Below are 18721 nucleotides of genomic sequence, written 5' to 3' on the forward strand. Positions count from 1 at the left end.
ACAATGCGGCCCACGGCCCTTTACCGGCTTTACCGCGCGCTCAGCGCGGTCGCTTTGCCCTTTGCTGCGCGCTCTGCCGTAGGAAAGCTGCGGCGCTCAGGCGTGCCTGTACACCGTGCCCATGAACGGCTGGGACATGCCACGCTCGAGCGACCGCTGGGGCCGCTGATCTGGTTTCACGGCGCGTCGGTGGGCGAGGCGAAGTCGGTCCTCCCCCTACTGGCCCGCATCCGCGATGTCGCGCCCGGCACACAGATCCTGCTGACCTCCGGCACTGCAACATCGGCAGAAGCGGTTGCCCCCCGGTTACCCGAAACCGCCATGCATCAGTTCAGCCCGCTGGATGGGATCGGCCCCCTCACCCGCTTTCTGGCACACTGGCGTCCGGACCTATGCGTTCTTGTGGAATCCGAGCTTTGGCCAAACCTTCTGAACCTGTGTGCAGAACGGGACCTGCCGGTCGCACTTCTCAACGCCCGCCTGTCCGATCGCAGTGCCGCCGGATGGAAGAAGTACCCCGGCACTGCTGCCTATGTGCTGCGCGGCATTGTCTGGGCCCATTGCCAGGACCGCCGCAGCCGGGATCATTTGCGCGACATGGGACTGGATGCAGCCGAGCAAGGCACCAATCTGAAATCCATCCTCGGCGCCCCGCGCGTGACATCGCAGGCGCTGGATTCTGCCCACAACGGGCTTGCCGGTCGCCCCGTCTGGGTCGCCGCCTCGACCCATCCGGGCGAGGAAGAACACGTGCTCGCCGCGCACAAGACGCTGCTGCGGGCGCACGCCAACCTGTGCCTGATCCTCGTGCCGCGCCACCCCGAAAGGGCCGATGACATTCTGGCCCTCATCAAAAAGGCGGGGCTGAGCGTCGCGCAGCGCAGTGCGGGCAGTGATCTGGACGCGGACTCCCAGGTCTATCTGGCAGACACAATGGGGGAGACGGACTTGTGGTACGCGCTCAGCCCCATGGTGTTTCTTGGCGGGTCATTTTCCGATGTTGGCGGGCACACGCCCTTCGAACCCGCCGCCGCGCATACGGCCATTCTGCACGGGCCGCACTACGCCAACTTTGCCGAAGCCTATGCCGCATTCCGGATGAAGGACGCGAGTGTGGAAGTCCGCGACGGTACAGCGCTGGCGGCAGAGGTCGAAACGCTGCTGACCCATCCCAGCCGCGCCGCACAGCTTGCCAACAACGCCCGCCCCCTCGCCCCGACAGGCACCGAGGCGCTGGATCAGATTGCTGGGCGGCTCTTTTCGCTGATGGACGACCACGCTATTGAGCCGCATGCCTGAACTTGCCCACATCGACATCATCGCGCCCAATTTCAAACGGCGTCTGTCGGGCGTGACAGCCACCGTGGCGCGGCTTGTGCCGCTGCAGGCGCAGTCCATCGCCATCACCGCCTGCGCACCCGAGATGCCGGACGAGGTTCCGAATGTGCATTGGTCCCGGCTGATCGGCATGTCGCGCAAGGGCCCCTCTGGCCCGCGCGTCTGGCATGCCCGCCGCAATGTCGAAATGATTGTGGGCCTCGCCCTGCGCGGGCTTCTCGGCAAACGGCTCAAGCTGCTTTTTACCTCAGCCAGCCAGCGCCAGCATACCGGGCTGACCAAGGCTCTGATCCGGCGCATGGATGCTGTCATCGCCACTTCGGCAAAGACCGCGGAGTATCTGGAACGGCCAGCAACCGTGATCCATCACGGCATCGACACGGACACGTTTTCGCCCCACCCGGACAAGACGGCGCTGCGGGCTGAACTGGGTCTGCCGGCCGGACCGCTCTTGGGTTGCTTTGGCCGCATCCGGGCGCAGAAGGGTACGGATGTCTTCGTCGATGCCATGATCCGCGTTCTTGCCGATCACCCGGATGCCGCCGCCATCGTCATGGGTCGTGCCGTGGATAAGGATCAGGCGTTTCTCGACGATCTCAAAGCGCGGGTCCAAAGCGCTGGCCTCGGCGACCGCTTGCTGTTTCTGCCCGAAGTGCCGGTGTGGGAGACACCGCGCTTTTACCAGGCGCTCGACATCTACGTCGCCCCGCAGCGGTGGGAAGGGTTCGGCCTCACCCCACTTGAGGCCATGGCATGTGGCGCGCCCGCCATCGCGACCCGCGTGGGCGCGTTCGAGGAATTGGTGAAAGATGGCCAGACCGGAACGCTGATTGACGCAGGTGACGTCGACCAGATGGTCGAGGCGGCCCAAGCACTTTTGTCAGATCCGGTCAAACGCGCCCAATGGTCCGAACAGGCGCGCGCGCATATGATCGACCACTTCCAACTCAAGCAGGAAGCAGACGCCATCATCGCGATCTACAAAAACCTTCTGAGCGACTGACGGGACGGTGGGTGGGGCGATCTGCCACCCGCAGGAGCGTCACCCGACCGTCACGACGCCAGTGGAAGCCTCTGTTCAACGATCTCGGCCCACCACGAGCAGCCCGCCGGGATAGCCTCGTCATTGAAGTTGTATTCGGGGTGATGGACCATAGCCGTGTCGCCGTTGCCCACGAGGATGTATGCGCCTGGCCGTTCTTCCAGCATGAAGGCGAAATCTTCGCCGCCCATCACTAGTGGTGCCTCGTCACACTGTCCCGACACTGACCGCGCAACCTCGGCCGCGAACTCGGTCTGGGCGTCATGGTTTACCATCACAGGATAGTTCCTGTTGTAGTTGACCCGCGCCACACCGCCAAAGGTGCGTGCGACGCCCTCGCAAATCTCGGTCACCCGCTTTTCGGCCAGGTCGCGCACCTCGGCGCTCATAGTGCGGACCGTGCCCATGATCTGCACCGTCTGCGGGATCACGTTGAACGCATTTGACGATGTCTGGAACGAGGTGATCGACACCACGATGCGATCAATCGGATCGGCGTTCCGGCTCGCGATGGACTGCAGCATCGTGACCGCATGAGAGGCCATGAGGGTCGTGTCAATTGTATCCTGCGGTTTTGCGGCATGGCCGCCCAGCCCCTCGAACTCGATCTCCAGCAGATCGGTTGCGGCAAAGAACGGTCCGGAGCGGATCGCAAACTCGCCCACAGGGCGTCCGGGCCAGTTGTGCATGCCATACACTTCCTGGATGCCCCAACGGTCCATCATCCCGTCATCGCACATCTCGCGACCACCACCGCCGCCCTCTTCTGCTGGCTGAAAGATGACCACGACCGTGCCATCGAAATTCCGCGTCTCTGACAGGTATTGCGCGGCCCCTAGCAGCATCGCCGTGTGTCCGTCATGGCCGCAGGCGTGCATGGCGTTGGGCGTTTGCGAGGCATACTCGACCCCGGTCTGCTCATGGATCGGCAGCGCATCCATATCGGCGCGCAGTCCAATCACCTTACCCGAGCCATCCGTCTTGCCCTTGATCACACCCACAACCCCTGTGCGGCCAATGCCCTCGACCACCTCGTCGCAACCGAAGGCGCGCAGCTTTTCGGCGACCAGTGCGCTGGTGCGGTGGGTGTCGAACAGAATCTCTGGATGCTGGTGGATGTCGCGCCGCCACGCGGTGATGTCGGCATGCATTTCGGCAAAACGGTTCTTGATGGGCATTCGTAAATCCTGTGACTACTGCGCGGGCATCCGTTGTTCGACCAGTTCGACAAACCAGCTGGCCCCGGCAGGGATCGCGTCGTCATCGAACTGGTATTCTGGGTGGTGGACCATCGGCCCGTCCCCATTACCCAACATGATGTAGGCCCCCGGACAGGCATTCAACATGAACGAGAAGTCCTCGGCGGCCATGATCGGCGGAATATCGGTGATCACATCACCCGCAACAGCGCGCGCGGCAGCGGCGGCGTATTCGGTGTGCTCTTCGTGATTGATGGTCGCGGGGTAGCCGACGGTATAGTCAACGTCGATCTCGCATTGGTGGGCCTGTGCCGTTGCCCTGGCAATCTCTTTCACCCGTGCCTCCACAAAGTCGCGCACGTCGGGGTCGAGGGCGCGCACCGTACCGGTCATGCGGGTGACGTGGGGGATGATGTTGTGTGTGTCGATATCGGAATGCAGCGCGCACACTGACACCACGGCAGAGGCGAGCGGGTCAACGTTCCGGCTCGTGATGCTTTGCAGGCCGAGGATGATATGTGCCGCAGCCACATTGGGGTCGATGGCCTGATGCGGCGCGGCTGCGTGCCCGCCCTTCCCGGTGACGGTCAGCTTGAACTCATCGGCTGCGGCAAGAAGTGCCCCGGACCGGATGGCAAACTGCCCTGTCGGCAGGCCGGGCATGTTGTGCAGGCCGTACACCTCCTGAATGCCCCAGCGCTCGATCAGCCCGTCATTGACCATCTCACGGCCACCCCCGCCGCCTTCTTCGGCGGGTTGAAAGGCCAACACCACAGTGCCATCGAAATTGCGTGTCTCGGCCAGGTACTGTGCGGCGCCCAGCAGGATCGAGGTATGCCCGTCATGGCCGCAAGCGTGCATCTTGCCGGGATGCTTCGAGGCATAGTCGAGCCCGGTTGCCTCCTCGATTGGCAGCGCATCCATGTCGGCGCGCAGTCCGACGACGCGGCCTTTCGTGTCGGTCTTGCCATTGATCACGGCAACCACGCCGGTCTTACCAACCCCCGTTGTGATGTCGTCGACGCCAAACTCGCGCAGCCGTTCGACCACGAATGCAGCCGTTTCATGCACGTCGAAATCAAGTTCGGGATGGGCGTGCAGGTGGCGGCGCCAACCAATGATCTCGGCATGGGTTTCTGCGAGGCGGTTCTTGATGGGCATGGGGCAGATCCTGTCAGACAGAGGGGCCGAGGCGCATCTTGCTGCCATCGGAGAAACGGCTCAGGCGGAACCGTGTCAGATCATGGCCCGGATCGTTGCCCATGACCAGAGCGGCCAGCACCTTTCCCATGCCTGGGCCAATGCCAAAGCCGTGCCCGCTCATCCCCGTTCCGATCGTCAGACCAGGCAGCGCATCAACCCGGTCCACGACAGGGACGACATCGGGCATGGTGTCGATCATCCCTGCCCACGCCGTCTTGATCCTAACGGGCCCGAGACCGGGCAGGACTTCGTGGAAGTCACGGGTCAGTTGTGACACTTTGCGCGCATTTGGCGCGGGGTTGAGGATGCGCATCGCCTCGAACGGGCTGGGGCCGTCGGCGTCCCATTTCCGCGGCGTGGACCAGGCATCGGGATAGCCTTTGGGTGCCTTGGCAAAGAAACGGGTGCCAAACGGATCGGCACGCAATTGCGCCACATACTTGGGCAGGGCACGGAACGCGTCCGGCCCGATGAACAATTCATGGAAGCCACCCGCCGCAAGGGAGTAGCCGCCGTCGGCCCGAGGGCGAAACGCGATGCGGTCATCGGTGGCCCCACCGGGATAGACCATTGGCATCGGTTCAGTCGCGGCCACGGTGGCACGAACGGACAGCTGCGGGATCGACACGCCATGGCGGCGCAAAAACAGCGCAGACCAGGCGCCGCCCGCCATGACCACCTGCGACGTCCTTATCCGCCCCGCCTCGGTCATCACGCCCGCAACGCGGCCCGCCTCGATGTCCAGCGTACGGACGGCACAGGCCTCAATGATCGTTGCACCGGCGCGTGCGGCCACACCCGCCAGCGCGGGCACAGCCACCCAAGGCTCAGCCCGCATGTCCGACGCCGTGTAAAGCGCACCGGTATAAGGCCGCGCCATGCCGGGGATCAGTTCCGCAACTTGCTTCTTGGTCAGAAGGCGGCTGTCGACACCATGCGCTTGCGCATGGGGCAGCCAATCGCCGTAGCGCGCCAGATCATCTTCGGTTTTGGCAAGGTACGTCACACCGCCTTGGGTCAGGCCGATATCCAGATTTGTCCGCTGTGCCAAATCACGCCAAAGGGCATTCGCCTCGACCATGATCGGCAACTCGTCCGGATCCCGGCCCTGTTGACGAATCCAGCCCCAATTGCGGCTGGACTGTTCGCCCGCGATCCGGCCCTTTTCCAGAAGCACAACAGACTGTCCCGCCTCGGCCAGATAAAGCGCCGTGCAGACCCCAATGACCCCACCACCGATCACAACCACATCCGCTGCCGCAGGTGGCGGGCCTGGCCACGTCACCGGTGTGGCATCACGGATGGGAAACCCGGTCACCGCAAACCGGCGCGGTTTGCGTCAGCTTTCCGACACGGAAAACTGCGCCTTGCTGGAAACCGTGCCGATTTCCAGAGGTTTTGTGCGTCACAAAACGGCCCGCTATGCAACGCGCGCCACCAGATCACGCATGAAGGCATGGCCTGCCTCGAACTGAGCCACGGTGATGAATTCGTTGGGCTGATGCGCCTGTGCAATATCGCCTGGCCCGCAGACAACGGCGGAGTATCCCGCGGCCTGAAATTGCCCGGCTTCGGTCCCGTAACTGACCACATGCGTGCCATTGTCGCCGGTGATGGCCCGCACCAGACCCTCCGCGACGCCCTCTTGCTCGGGTGTCAAGGGCGGCACCTCGAACCTGACATCAATCTCGACCCGTGTGTCGGGATGGACGGCCTGCATGCCCTTCTCGATCTCGGCCACATGGGCGAGGTAAGTGTCTTTCAGCGCGACCACGTCGTCGCCCGGCACGGCCCGGAAATCCATGGAGAACCGGCAATCCTTGGCCGTGATATTATGCGCAGTGCCGCCCGCGACCTGCCCCACGTGCCAAGTGGTGAACGGCGGGTCGAACATCGCCGCCAGCTCGGACGGCTTGGCCGCCATATTCTCGGCATTTCGGTGGTTTGCGAAGTCGATGATCTTCGCCCCCTCCAGGATCGCGCTCACCCCTTGCGGCAGCAGCGACGAATGCACCTCAAACCCGATCACATGGGTGTCAAAACCTTGCCCGCCCTTGTGGCCAGTGACGACCTTCATCATCGACGGCTCACCCACAATAACGGGGCCACCCTTGGGCACGACACCCTGCATCGCGGCAATCATGGGCGGCGCGCCAAGGCAGCCGATCTCTTCGTCGAAACTCAGCGCAATTTGCATGGGCTTGCCCGCATGATGCGCCTCGACCAACGCCCACAGGGCCAGGGCATCGAACCCTTTCATATCGCAGGTGCCGCGCCCAAAATACTTGCCGTCGCGCTCGGTCACGACAAACGGGTCCGTATCCCACGGCTGACCATCAACAGGCACCACGTCGGTGTGGCCGGACAAGACCACCGCACCTTCAACCTCCGGCCCCACATGGGCAAAAAGCGCGGCCTTCGGCTGATCCGGATGATAACACCGATGAACCCGGATGCCGTGATCGTCCAGATACCCCTCGACCCAATCCACCAGGGGCAGGTTCGTGTCCCGGCTCACGGTCGGAAAGCTGATGAGCTTTGTCATCAGCTCAAGCGGCGTCATCTTGCGTGTCATATGGATCCCGTTTGAAACGCCTTCAGCCTACGCATAGTCAGGCGCCACCTCCAGCAGAAAGCCAAGGAAGCGGCAGGATGAAGCATACCAATGCCCAATGCGTGTTCTGCGCAATCGTGGCCGGCACGTCCCCGGCCAGCGTTGTGCACCGCGATGCGCAGTGCATGGCGTTCATGAACCTGCGACCGCTGCACCGGGGCGAGTGCATGGTGATTCCCCTGGTCCACATTGACCACTTCACTGATATGCCCGACGATTTGGCTGCGCACATCATGGTGGTCGGGCGAAGGTTGGGGCGACGGATGATGCGGGCCTTTGCGCCGAAACGTGTGGGTTACGTCGTGCACGGATTCGGTGTGCCACATGCGCATCTGAACGTGGTACCCCTGCATGACAGCAGCGACATCGTATCGGCCAAACACATCGTCAGCACGGACAGCGGGCTACGCATTGCACATGATGCGGTGCCGTTACGGACACGCGCCGATCTTGACGCGGATGCGGCTGTTTTGCGGGGCGATCAATAACCGCTGTCGGTCGTCAGCACCAGGTGCCCGGGTTCGACTTCCCGGTATTCCGACGGCGCAGGCTCGTAGTCGACGGGATGGATCGGCGACGGGATCGGCTTGAAATTCAGGTCCTTCTCGGCCTTGCGGCGGCGCGGATCAGCGATGGGCACCGCCTTCATCAGTGCCTGGGTATAAGGGTGCTGCGGGTTCTCAAATACGCGCGCCCGCGGCCCCATCTCGACGATGCGGCCCAGATACATGACGCCCACATGGTGACTGACACGCTCTACAACGGCCATGTCGTGAGAGATGAACAGGAACGACAGACCCATCTCTGCCTGCAGCTCCATCATCAGGTTCAGCACCTGCGCCTGCACCGACACATCCAGGGCTGACACCGCCTCGTCCGCGATGATCAGCTTGGGGTTCAGGGCCAGCGCGCGGGCAATGGCGACGCGCTGACGTTGACCGCCCGATAACTCATGCGGATAGCGGCGCATGAAGCTGCGCGGCAACTCCACCCGGTCGAACAGCATCTCGACACGCTTCTTGCCCTCGTCGCCTTTGAACATGCCGTAATTCTGCATCGGCTCGGCAACCTGGTCCGACAATTGCATCTGCGGGTTCAGCGACGCGAACGGGTCCTGAAAGATCATCTGCATGTCTTGGCGCGCGTCGCGCAGGTCACGTTCGTTCAAAGCCATGATGTCGCGACCATCCAGCACAATCTCGCCCGACTGCGGCTCGACCAGCCGCAGAATGGACCGCCCGGCCGAAGACTTTCCGCACCCCGACTCGCCCACAAGGCTCAGGGTCTGGCCCTTATTCAGTGTAAAAGACACATCCTCGACCGCGTGAACATTGGCGACCGTGCGACGGAAGAACCCGCCCTTGACCGGAAAGCGCGTGGTCAGGTTGCGCACCTCCAGCAGCGTCTCCTCGGTTCCAGGGATCGGCGCAATCTCGGCCTGGTCGCGGCCAAGCAGCTTCATCGGTTCGGGATATGCCTTCCCGCGCATCTCGCCCAGTTTGGGCACAGCGGCCAAAAGCGCCTTGGTATAGGGATGCTGCGGGTTTTCGAAGATGTCGGCAACGGGCCCCTCTTCGACCTTGTTGCCGCGGAACATGACGACAACCCGGTCCGCCATCTGCGCCACGACGGCCATGTCGTGCGTGATGAACATCACCGCGGTGCCGGTTTCGCGCTTCAGCCGATCCATAAGAGCCAGAATCTCGGCCTGAATGGTCACGTCGAGAGCAGTCGTCGGCTCGTCTGCGATCAACAGCCGGGGCTCACAGGCAAGCGCCATGGCGATCACAACACGTTGCCGCATCCCGCCCGACAATTCGTGCGGATACTGCTTGAGGCGGCGCTGCGGTTCAGGGATGCGGACCTGCTGCAAGAGTGCGAGCGCACGTTCCTCGGCTTGGGCCTTGCTCAGCTTCTTGTGCAAGCGCAAGCCTTCGGTCAGTTGGCGGCCCACGGTAAAAACCGGGTTGAGGGCAGTCATCGGCTCTTGAAAGATCATGCCGATCTCGTTGCCGCGAATGGTGCGCATCAGGTCCTGATCGGTGCTGGCCAGGTCGATGGCGTCCTTTGCCTTTCGATCAAACAACAGGCGGCCGCCCGCGATTTCGCCCCCTCCAAACTCGACAAGGCGCATCAGTGACAGCGACGACACCGACTTGCCGGAGCCCGACTCGCCAACGATGCAGACCGTTTCTCCGGCACTGACGGTAAAGGATACATCCTCCACCCCGACGACGGGCCCGTCCTTGGTCTGGAATTCAACCCGCAGATTCTGGATATTCGCAATCGGTGCCGTATCGGTCTGATCAAGCATTTGTATCCCCGCGATTGAGCCTTTTTGGCTCGGCTTTTGCAAACAGTGGGCGAAGGGACAGGCACTGTCAAACATTGACCTACGAAATTCCTCGTTGACTGCACGCAACGCTTGCATTTTCGACAAAAGCTGTTTCGATATTAACGCACGCTTGGGGGGCCAAGAGTAAAAATCACGGGGAAACCGTGGGTTACATGGTTGTCTACACCTCCCTGGGCTGGACCTTTACCGCGCGCCATGCGGTGCGAAACTGACGCGCAGGACAAACCTGCGGTCCAACAAGGAGTATGACATGTCCCTGAAATCCATTCTGATGGGTGCCGTGGCCACCACCGCGCTGGCCCCCGCCGCCTTCGCCGAGCGCGGCTCGGACGGGCAGGTGAACATCATCTACTGGCAAGCACCATCCACCATGAACGTCTTTCTATCCGGCGGCACAAAAGAAGTCGAAGCGTCGTCTATGGTGATCGAACCGCTGATCCGGTTCGACGAAAATGGCGAAATCCAGCCCTGGCTCGTCACCGAAATTCCCAGCGTGGCAAATGGCGGCATCTCCGAAGACCTGAAGACAATCACGTGGACGCTCACCGAAGGTATCCTGTGGTCAGATGGCACCCCCTTCACATCCGAGGATGTGAAATTCACCTATGAGTACTGCACGCACCCCGAAGGCGGTTGTGCACAGATCACCAAGTTCGAGGGCATCGAAAGCATCGAGACGCCTGACGCGCAGACAGTTGTCATCAACTTTACCAGCCCAACGCCTTATCCGTTTGCCGCCTTCGGTGGCGCCGAAAGCCCCGTCATTCAAAAGGCGCAGTTCGAGCAGTGCGTGGGCGCAGCAGCCCCCACCTGCACCGAAGAGAACTTTAACCCCATTGGTACCGGACCGTTCGTGGTGGAAGACTTCCGCCCCAATGACGTGATTACGCTGACGGCCAACCCCAACTACCGCGACCCGGCCAAGCCCGCCTTTGCACGGATCAATTTCAAGGGGGGTGGCGACGCGGTGGGTGCCGCGCGTACCGTTCTGGAAACGGGCGAGTTTGACTACGCGTGGAACCTCCAAGTGGCGCCTGACGTACTGGCCACGATGGAAAGCGTGGGCAATGGTGAGCTGATGACCAGCTTTGGCCCCTCGGTCGAGCGGATCATGCTGAACAACACAAACCCCGACCCCGCCCTTGGCCCGGATGAGCGTGCGGTGATCCGGCCCCACCCGTTCCTGTCGGACCCGGTCGTTTACAATGCGATGTCGCTGGCGATTGACCGTGTGCTCTTGGCCGAGATCGGCTATGGCGCCGGTGGTCAGGTGACCTGCAACTGGGTGCCCGCCCCCGCGGCCTATAACTCCGACACGCTGACCTGCGACACGCAGGACATTGATGCCGCAAACGCCATGCTGGATGAGGCGGGCATCGTCGACACCAACGGCGACGGCATTCGCGAGAAAGACGGCGTGCCGCTCTCGATCCTGTACCAGACCTCGACAAACTCGATCCGCCAGGACTACCAGGCGCTGATCAAGGACTGGTGGAGCCAGATTGGCATCGAAACCGAGCTGCGCAATATCGACGCATCCGTGTTCTTCGGTGGTGATGCGGGCAGCCCGGATACGTTCCAGCGCTTCTATGCCGACGTCGAGATGTACACCAACACGTTCTCGGGCACTGACCCGCAGGCGTATCTGGCCAACATGCTTTGCGACAAGGCACCGAGCCCGGCAACCCAATGGCAGGGTGAGAACATCTCGCGCTTCTGCATGGAAGAGTATGACGCGCTCTGGAACACGCTGGCCCAAACCTCGGACCTGGACGAGCGGGCCCGTATCGGCCGTGAGTTGAACGATATGGCGGTGACCAACGGCGCCATGATCCCGCTGACGCACCGCGGTGACATCTCCGCCCGCTCCAACACATTGGGCGGTGTGCGCATGAACTCGTGGGACAGCGAGCTGTGGAACATTGCGGACTGGCATCGCACCGAGTGATCTGAAACACAGGGGTGGGCAGGTCTGCCCACCCCAAACCGCCACAACAATAAGACCCCGAAAAGAGGCCTGTGTGTCATGCTGACCTACACCATCCGCAGACTGCTCTTGTCGATCCCGACGCTGCTGTTCATCAGCCTCGTTATCTTTGGGCTACTGCAACTTGCGCCAGGCGATCCCATGGCACAGGTACCCCTGACCGTCCCGCCCGAGGTGAAGGAAAAGATGCGCCAGGCGCTGGGTCTGGGCGAGGCGTGGTACATCCAGTACTGGAAATGGCTGGTCCAGTTCTTCTGGATCGAACCACAAGTGCTGATCGACCACTGGTTCGGCACATCGTTCTCCGAAGGGAAGCAGCGCGTGATTTCATGGCAGACGCGTTCACCCGTCATGGACATCGTTGTGCAGCGGCTCCCGCAGACGCTGTGGGTCGTGGGGCTGGCTTACGTGGTGGGCATCCTGATCGCCCTGCCGATCGGCATCTATTCGGCCTACCGGCACTACTCGATCTTTGATCAGACCGGCACGTTCATCACGATGATCGGCTTTTCGATCCCGCCCTTCTTTACTGGTCCGCTGCTGATCGTCATCTTTTCGGTGTCGCTGGGCTGGCTGCCCTCAATCTATGACACCACCCATGTGGTCAATGATTGGGCCAGCTTTAAAATCCAATTCCAACAAATGATCATGCCCGTCATGGTGCTTGCCCTCCAGACCACGGCACAGATCTCGCGCTACATGCGCGGCGCCATGCTCGACAACCTCAACCAGGACTACGTGCGCACGGCGCGCGCCAAAGGGCTGAAAGAAAGCGTCGTGGTCATGGTCCATGTGGTGCGCAACTCGATGATCCCGGTGGTGACCGTGATTGCATTGGGTGTGCCTGCCATCTTCGGCGGCGCAATCATCACCGAAAACGTGTTCAAGGTGAACGGCATTGGCCAGCTTCTGCTCACATGGCTTTATGCGAATGACCTGCCCGGTGTGATGACGCTGACATTCATTTTCGCCATCCTGATCGTCCTGTTCAACCTGATCGCTGACGTGCTTTACGGCGTGCTCGACCCGAGGATCCGCTATGACTGACCCCGTCCCCTCCGGTCCCGAGGCCGACGCAGAATTCATCACTGCCCTGCAGGACAAGACGGTCACGGCCGCTCCGTCTAGCCAGTGGCGCGACGTCTGGCACCAGTTCCGCCGCCACAAGGGCGCGATGTTCGGCGGTGCGTTCCTGATGTTTGTCACTTTAGGCGTTCTGTTCGGCCCCTACATTTGGACCATCGACGCCCAGGCGCTGGACATCCGCAACCGCGACATGCGGCCCATCTGGGTGGCGCTGTGGGACAGCACGGCCAAGACGGGCTGGCATCGCCCGCTGGGCACCGACAACCTGGGGCGCGACATCCTCGCCACGATCATTGCGGGCGGACGGGTGTCCATGGCTGTGGGCTGGGCGGCGATGCTTCTGGCACTTGTGATCGGCACACTGATCGGGGTTCTGTCGGGCTATTTCCGGCGGCTCGACTTCTGGCTCATGCGCTTTACCGATCTGGTCCTGTCCCTGCCGATCCTGCCGCTGGTTCTGCTGGCAGTGACCTTGTTCCGCCAGCCACTGACCAGCACGTTCGGCGGGCCAGAGGCAGGCATGTTCGTTCTGATCGTGGGTGTCATCGGCCTGACCAACTGGATGCCCACCGCCCGGATCGTGCGCGGCGACATCCTGGCGCTGAAAGAGCGCGAGTTCATTCTGGCCGCACGCTCCATCGGCACATCGTCGGGCGCGATCATCCGGCGGCACCTGCTGCCCAATGTCATCTCGCCTGTGGTGGTATCGGCCACGTTGGGGCTGGCCACGGCCATCATCACCGAAAGCGCGCTGTCCTTCCTTGGCGTCGGCTTTCCGTCGGATTTCCCCACCTGGGGCAAGCTCTTGTCAGATGCGGTTCCAAGGATGCAGGACTATCCTGAACGGGTGATGCTGCCGGGCATCATGATCTCGCTAACGGTGCTGAGCGTGAACTATCTGGGCGACGGCCTGCGCGACGCGCTCGATCCGCGCATTCGGGGACGCTGAGGCGGTCATAGTGGTCAACGGTTACGGCGTGGCAGATTCCTGCAAGCCGTAGCCAGCAATTTTTTCGGCCCATACGGACGACCCGGCGATGCCTGGAACGGTGTTCTCGAGAAAGGTGTGAACGGCCTGCAGTTGTGGCTGCACGAGGATGAAGCGCTGATACGTCGAATGCGCCTGTTCGGCGACATGAACGGCGTCGCCCAAGCCAAGCTCGTTTACAAAATACCGAACGGCGGAGTCTGCGACGATCGCCACCCGTCCCCGGCTGCTGGCAATGAATTGCACCAGACTGCGCTCGGACCGCATATCAACCCGTTCAACGAGACCCGCGCGCACTAAACTGTCGACACCCGGATATCGGTGGCCCCGCACCCCGACCATGGTCATACCGGTCAGCGATTTTGGACCGTCATACTCAAACGCCTCTTCCGCCGGTGAGATGACGACGTTGCGGTCTCTCAGAACCGGGTCTGTCCACAAGAACGTTGTCCGCCCGGTGTCTCCAAACCATGCCGGGTTTGCCCACATCACCAGGCCGGGCATATCGCCTTGAAGCCGTTGGTTAAGCCGTTGTCGCGGCAGCACCATCACGTTGAACTGAAAGGCGCCATCCGATGCGTCAGTCAAGAGCCGGGCCAGATCGTAGCTCAGCCCCCGCTCCTCCGCGATGTCCACGATGAACGGGGGATAGTTGTGATAGACCCAGACGGAAACATCCTCTGCCAAGGCCCGCGACACCCCCGACAGAACCACCAACGCCGCCACAAAAAGGCTGCGGATGTGCGACAGTGAGTATGTATGCGCAGATCGCCTGATGCTTGATCCTCCTCATCCCCCCGTGCAGCGGGTGCTGCACAGGTCGCGCTGATCGTGGCGTTCGCAGCGTTAAGAAATCGTTTCAACCCCACATGTTCCACACGCGATCACTCGGCGTATGACACACCATCTGGGCCTGCCCACGGCGGCTGCAATACGCCCTACTTCTCCACGGCCTTGCGCAAACGCCGGATCAAACCCCAGACAAGCAAGACCACCGGCACGGTCACCAACGCAGTCAGGAACCCTTTCGACAGCCCTGTCGGCTCTTCCAGCGGATAGAGGATGTATCCCGCCAAAGACACGGCGTAATAGCTGATCGCCACCACCGAAAGCCCTTCGACCGTACGCTGCAGGCGCAATTGCAGGTCCGATCGCTTGTCCATGCTTTCCAGCAGTGCCTGGTTCTGTGCGGACCGCTCCACATCAACGCGTGTGCGCAGCAGGTTGGCCGCACGCACGCCACGATGCGACATCGCGGCAAGGCGCTCTTCGGCGGACCGCACGGTGCGCATGGCGGGTTGATAGCGGCGCATCATGAACTCGCCAAAGGTCTGGCGCCCCTCATACCGGTCCTCGCGCAGCGCCTCGATCCGTTCGTTCACGATGGCCTCATACGCCCAGGTCGCACCAAAGCGGAAGGACGATTGCGCCGCGAACGTCTCCAGCTCGGCCGAAATCTCCAACAGCGCCTTCAGCGTCGCTTCGGCCTCGGACCGTTCACCCGACATGGTTTCAACGAGTTCTATCAGCCGCGTGTCCAGCGCCGTCAGTTGCGCGCCCATCGACCGCACTCGGGCAAAGCCCAACATCGACATCGACTTGTATGTTTCGATCTCGCACAAGCGCTGCACAATCCGACCGACGCGGCGTTGCCCCGTTCCCTCAGAGGTGAAGACAGCAAATCGCATGTGGCCATTCTGGTCGATCCGGAAATCACCAGCCACCACGGCGGCGGCATCCAGAACCGAACTGACCGCCAGACTTTCGGGCACAAACCACTCGCCCAGACACTCGCGGATCTCATCGTCTGTCCGGCGCTTTTCCACTCGGATCAAAACAGAGGTCACGCGCTGCCCCGGCGCATCCTCCAGCCAGTCTTGCGGAAAGGGATCGAAGGCGCGTGGGTCAAACGGACGGTCCTCCACCCCTTCGGAAAAGATCGTGTAGGTCACGAACTCGGTATGCTGTTCCCACTTCAGCCAATGCCGCCCGATCTGACCGTAGTAATGCGTGGCCCCCGGCTGCGGGTGCGGCGCGCCATGGCGATCCAGCAGCGCCTGCAAATGGGCCAGATCCAGCGACCGATCACGATTGGCTGCCATCTCGGGCTGCTTGAACGCCACATAGGCTGCAGCACAGGGCGCACGCATCGACGGGAAGGGCCGCGCATGCAGCTCATTCGCCAGCTTGTAGCGCAAGGGGTGGTCTTCGATGGGGGCCATATCTGCTCCGGCGTCTCGTTTGTGGCCCATGTAACGCGAAACGCAGACATTGCAAACGCATTTCTGTTGAATTTCAGTGTGTTAACAGAATGCAATTGTATACGCGGGCAGTGAGGCGCACCACGAACAGCCTGGGAAAGCCCGCCTTTTCAGCGGTTTGCACTCTTGTCGCCGTCCGGGTACAGTGCATGACGCGCAGCCATGCGCAGCATCGGAAAGTCCCAGTCGGGATGGCTCGACCGCAGGCGCCGCAGCGTTTGCAAAACAAGGGCCGGATGCCCCCGCTCCAACCCGGCGCGCAGGCTCAGGCGCGCGCCCATGCCCGACCGCCCTGCCCCACGCACGACCCGACGAAACCCTTGCGCATCCAGGCGTCCCGCAAACGCAGCCTCAAGCACCTGCGCCAGCATTCCTGTCCGGCGCAGAACCGGACCCGCCTGATGGGTCGACCACGGCAGTCGCATCGGCACCAGGTTGGCTGGATCAAGCCGTGCTACGTGCTGCGCGTCCGGCGCGAAATAGGGATCGTACAGCACATAGACCGTCGCAGCGGCGCGCGCCCCGTCGACCCCATCAAGGTAACGTCCCCACCACCGTCCCCGCGCGCGCTCCTCGGCATAGCGCGTCTCAAACGGTACAACGGCAGGGTCCAGTTGCGTTTGCGGAACAAAGGCCACGACCCGGCAGCCCGGTGCAGCCCGCGCAAAGGTCAACGCGCCATAGCCACCCATGGAACTGCCGTAGAAAATCACCTCGGCAAAGCGGGAAAAGAACCGATCATCCTGTAGGATGTCAAAGAAATCCATGACATCCTCGTGCCGAAACCAGTCTTCCGGCCCGGACGTCACCAGCCCCAGATGGGACGCCCCGATCTGCTGAACGTAGGAATAGGCCCACGGATAATGCAGCAACGCGGCGTTGCGGCTGATGAGGTTGTCGAAGGTCACGACCAGACGCGCAGGCCCTCGATCAAAGAACATCGCCGCATGATTGCGCATCACGTGGCAAAAGCCTTCGCGCTCGGCCAGGGCGCCCGCTTCGCGATGTCTTTTTTCCAGTTTCATCCCTGCATGTCGTCCCGAACGCGCGCTAAAATCAATGCCCCTTGAAACGGAGAAAGGCGGGGCTGACCCCGCCTTTTCCTATCCTCGTAAGGCGGATCTAGATCCGCCCAGTCGATCAGTCGATCATCGGCAACAGCGTGTCGATGGACGCCTTCGCATCGCCGTAGAACATGCGCGTGTTCTCCTTGAAGAACAGCGGGTTCTCGATGCCGGAATAGCCCGTGCCCTGCCCGCGCTTGGACACAAACACCTGTTTGGCCTTCCAGCACTCCAGCACCGGCATACCCGCAATGGGGCTGTTCGGATCATCCTGTGCGGCCGGGTTCACGATATCGTTCGACCCGATCACGATGGCCACATCTGTGTCCGGGAAGTCCTCGTTGATCTCGTCCATCTCCAGCACGATGTCGTAGGGCACCTTGGCCTCGGCCAAAAGCACGTTCATGTGCCCTGGAAGACGACCCGCCACGGGGTGGATGGCAAAGCGCACCTCTTTCCCAGCGGCACGCAGCTTGCGGGTCAGCTCGGCCACGCCCTGCTGAGCCTGCGCCACAGCCATACCGTAGCCCGGGATGATGATGACGCTGTCGGCCTCGTTCAGCGCCGTTGCAACGCCGTCCGCCTCGATGGCGATCTGTTCACCCTCAACCGCCATCTGCTCGCCCGCAGGGCCACCAAAGCCGCCCAGGATCACGCTGATAAAGGACCGGTTCATGGCCTTACACATGATGTAGGACAGGATCGCACCGGAGGAGCCCACAAGCGCACCCACAACGATCAACAGGTCATTGCCGAGCGAGAAGCCGATGGCCGCAGCGGCCCAGCCGGAATAGCTGTTCAGCATCGACACCACGACCGGCATGTCGGCGCCGCCGATGCCCATGATCAGGTGCCAGCCGATGAACAGCGCCAGCAGCGTCAGCAGAACCAGCGGGATCAGACCACCAGAGGCAAAGTAGATGATGGCGAGGATCAGCGATGCACCCGCTGCCGCGGCGTTCAGCATATGCCCGCCCGGCAGCTTGGTGGCTGCGCTGTCGACCTTGCCCGACAGCTTGCCCCAGGCCACGTAGGACCCGGTGAACGTCACCGCACCGATCCAGATGCCTAGCACCAGCTCGATCTTGAGGATCGTGATCTCGACCGTCGTCTTCTTGGCGATCAGTTGACCAAAGGCCGACAGGGGTTCCAGCACCGATTTCTCAACCGATTGCACCCAATTACCATCGACCAAAGCACCACCCAGAACGGCTCCGTTCTCGGCCAGATGATTGTCAACATAGCCGATCATGATGTGCGCGTTGAACCCGATGAAGACGGCTGCCAGCCCCACAAGGGCGTGCATCCCGGCCACAAGCTCCGGCATTTGCGTCATTTCGACCTTGGTCGCCAGTTGGTAGCCGACAACGGCACCGCCCGCGATCAGGACCAGCGACAGCAGCCACAGGCCCGCGCCGGGACCCACAAGCGTGGCCACAACCGCAATGAACATGCCCACGATTCCATACCAGACGGCCCGTTTGGCGCTTTCCTGACCCGACAGACCGCCCAGCGACAGGATGAAAAGAACAGCCGCAACAGCGTATGCGGCAGTCGTAAATCCGAGTTCCATAGTTCCCGCC

At 62.0% G+C, this 18721-nt stretch carries 15 protein-coding genes; 6 read left to right on the forward strand and 9 right to left on the reverse strand.

The window, feature by feature from the left end:
* Nucleotides 1–3: 3 nt before the first annotated feature.
* Both FD715_RS05045 and FD715_RS05050 read left to right on the forward strand, forming a co-directional pair.
* Nucleotides 4–1299, forward strand: coding sequence for a 3-deoxy-D-manno-octulosonic acid transferase (locus FD715_RS05045; RefSeq protein ID WP_147106135.1), 1296 nt, complete (start codon nt 4–6; stop codon nt 1297–1299).
* Nucleotides 1292–2341: a glycosyltransferase family 4 protein gene (locus FD715_RS05050; RefSeq protein ID WP_147106138.1), complete on the forward strand. Its 1050-nt coding sequence runs from the start codon at nt 1292–1294 to the stop codon at nt 2339–2341. Before FD715_RS05045 ends, FD715_RS05050 begins: the two co-directional genes overlap by 8 nt.
* A 50-nt stretch (nt 2342–2391) precedes the next feature.
* Here FD715_RS05050 and FD715_RS05055 read toward each other — a convergent pair whose 3' ends face one another.
* From FD715_RS05055 to argE, 4 genes are all read right to left on the reverse strand, one after another.
* Nucleotides 2392–3558 (reverse strand): M20 aminoacylase family protein, encoded by a 1167-nt coding sequence (locus tag FD715_RS05055; RefSeq protein ID WP_147106140.1) that lies wholly within the window; start codon nt 3556–3558, stop codon nt 2392–2394.
* A gap of 15 nt (nt 3559–3573) precedes the next feature.
* Nucleotides 3574–4740, reverse strand: coding sequence for a M20 aminoacylase family protein (locus tag FD715_RS05060; protein WP_147106143.1), 1167 nt, complete (start codon nt 4738–4740; stop codon nt 3574–3576).
* Nucleotides 4741–4753: 13 nt separating this feature from the next.
* Nucleotides 4754–6100: an FAD-binding oxidoreductase gene (locus FD715_RS05065; RefSeq protein ID WP_147106146.1), complete on the reverse strand. Its 1347-nt coding sequence runs from the start codon at nt 6098–6100 to the stop codon at nt 4754–4756.
* Nucleotides 6101–6202: 102 nt separating this feature from the next.
* Complete coding sequence (gene argE / locus FD715_RS05070; RefSeq protein ID WP_147106149.1) at nt 6203–7357, reverse strand: acetylornithine deacetylase; 1155 nt, start codon at nt 7355–7357, stop codon at nt 6203–6205.
* A gap of 77 nt (nt 7358–7434) precedes the next feature.
* Here argE and FD715_RS05075 point away from each other — a divergent pair, with 77 nt between their 5' ends.
* Nucleotides 7435–7884 carry an HIT family protein gene (locus tag FD715_RS05075; protein ID WP_147106152.1) on the forward strand — a complete coding sequence of 150 codons (450 nt, stop codon included), beginning with the start codon at nt 7435–7437 and terminating at the stop codon, nt 7882–7884.
* Here FD715_RS05075 and FD715_RS05080 read toward each other — a convergent pair.
* On the reverse strand, nt 7878–9710 hold the full coding sequence (locus tag FD715_RS05080) for an ABC transporter ATP-binding protein (protein ID WP_147106155.1): 1833 nt from the start codon (nt 9708–9710) through the stop codon (nt 7878–7880). The two genes, FD715_RS05075 and FD715_RS05080, sit on opposite strands and share 7 nt — an antisense overlap.
* Before the next feature lie 292 nt (nt 9711–10002).
* Between FD715_RS05080 and FD715_RS05085 the strand changes: the two genes are divergently transcribed.
* The 3 genes from FD715_RS05085 (at nt 10003) to FD715_RS05095 (ending at nt 13774) form a co-directional block, all read left to right on the forward strand.
* The gene (locus tag FD715_RS05085) at nt 10003–11700 is read left to right on the forward strand and encodes a peptide ABC transporter substrate-binding protein (RefSeq protein ID WP_147106157.1); all 1698 of its coding nucleotides are present in this window, start codon (nt 10003–10005) and stop codon (nt 11698–11700) included.
* 78 nt (nt 11701–11778) lie between these two features.
* The gene (locus FD715_RS05090) at nt 11779–12786 is read left to right on the forward strand and encodes an ABC transporter permease (RefSeq protein WP_147106160.1); all 1008 of its coding nucleotides are present in this window, start codon (nt 11779–11781) and stop codon (nt 12784–12786) included.
* Nucleotides 12779–13774, forward strand: a complete 996-nt coding sequence (locus FD715_RS05095) for an ABC transporter permease (RefSeq protein WP_147106163.1) — start codon at nt 12779–12781, stop codon at nt 13772–13774. The genes FD715_RS05090 and FD715_RS05095 overlap by 8 nt, the downstream gene beginning before the upstream one ends.
* Nucleotides 13775–13795: 21 nt before the next feature.
* Here FD715_RS05095 and FD715_RS05100 read toward each other — a convergent pair whose 3' ends face one another.
* From FD715_RS05100 to FD715_RS05115, 4 genes are all read right to left on the reverse strand, one after another.
* Nucleotides 13796–14500 carry a hypothetical protein gene (locus FD715_RS05100; protein WP_147106166.1) on the reverse strand — a complete coding sequence of 235 codons (705 nt, stop codon included), beginning with the start codon at nt 14498–14500 and terminating at the stop codon, nt 13796–13798.
* Between the two features lie 251 nt (nt 14501–14751).
* On the reverse strand, nt 14752–16035 hold the full coding sequence (locus FD715_RS05105; RefSeq protein ID WP_147106169.1) for a DUF3422 family protein: 1284 nt from the start codon (nt 16033–16035) through the stop codon (nt 14752–14754).
* 149 nt (nt 16036–16184) lie between these two features.
* A complete protein-coding gene (locus FD715_RS05110; RefSeq protein ID WP_147106171.1) occupies nt 16185–17099 on the reverse strand; it encodes a hypothetical protein in 915 nt (304 codons plus the stop codon).
* A 115-nt stretch (nt 17100–17214) separates the two neighbouring features.
* The gene (locus FD715_RS05115; protein ID WP_147106174.1) at nt 17215–18711 is read right to left on the reverse strand and encodes an NAD(P)(+) transhydrogenase (Re/Si-specific) subunit beta; all 1497 of its coding nucleotides are present in this window, start codon (nt 18709–18711) and stop codon (nt 17215–17217) included.
* Nucleotides 18712–18721 lie beyond the last annotated feature (10 nt).

The sequence above is a fragment of the Tateyamaria sp. syn59 genome (genome assembly GCF_007995245.1).
Taxonomy (GTDB): Bacteria; Pseudomonadota; Alphaproteobacteria; order Rhodobacterales; family Rhodobacteraceae; genus Tateyamaria.

Coding starts and splice junctions, on each gene's coding strand:
- FD715_RS05045 (WP_147106135.1), top strand. CDS start 4: ATGCGGCCCACGGCCCTTTACCGGCTTTACCGCGCGCTCAGCGCGGTC.
- FD715_RS05050 (WP_147106138.1), top strand. CDS start 1,292: ATGCCTGAACTTGCCCACATCGACATCATCGCGCCCAATTTCAAACGG.
- FD715_RS05055 (WP_147106140.1), bottom strand. CDS start 3,558: ATGCCCATCAAGAACCGTTTTGCCGAAATGCATGCCGACATCACCGCG.
- FD715_RS05060 (WP_147106143.1), bottom strand. CDS start 4,740: ATGCCCATCAAGAACCGCCTCGCAGAAACCCATGCCGAGATCATTGGT.
- argE (WP_147106149.1), bottom strand. CDS start 7,357: ATGACACGCAAGATGACGCCGCTTGAGCTGATGACAAAGCTCATCAGC.
- FD715_RS05075 (WP_147106152.1), top strand. CDS start 7,435: ATGAAGCATACCAATGCCCAATGCGTGTTCTGCGCAATCGTGGCCGGC.
- FD715_RS05080 (WP_147106155.1), bottom strand. CDS start 9,710: ATGCTTGATCAGACCGATACGGCACCGATTGCGAATATCCAGAATCTG.
- FD715_RS05085 (WP_147106157.1), top strand. CDS start 10,003: ATGTCCCTGAAATCCATTCTGATGGGTGCCGTGGCCACCACCGCGCTG.
- FD715_RS05090 (WP_147106160.1), top strand. CDS start 11,779: ATGCTGACCTACACCATCCGCAGACTGCTCTTGTCGATCCCGACGCTG.
- FD715_RS05095 (WP_147106163.1), top strand. CDS start 12,779: ATGACTGACCCCGTCCCCTCCGGTCCCGAGGCCGACGCAGAATTCATC.
- FD715_RS05105 (WP_147106169.1), bottom strand. CDS start 16,035: ATGGCCCCCATCGAAGACCACCCCTTGCGCTACAAGCTGGCGAATGAG.
- FD715_RS05110 (WP_147106171.1), bottom strand. CDS start 17,099: ATGAAACTGGAAAAAAGACATCGCGAAGCGGGCGCCCTGGCCGAGCGC.
- FD715_RS05115 (WP_147106174.1), bottom strand. CDS start 18,711: ATGGAACTCGGATTTACGACTGCCGCATACGCTGTTGCGGCTGTTCTT.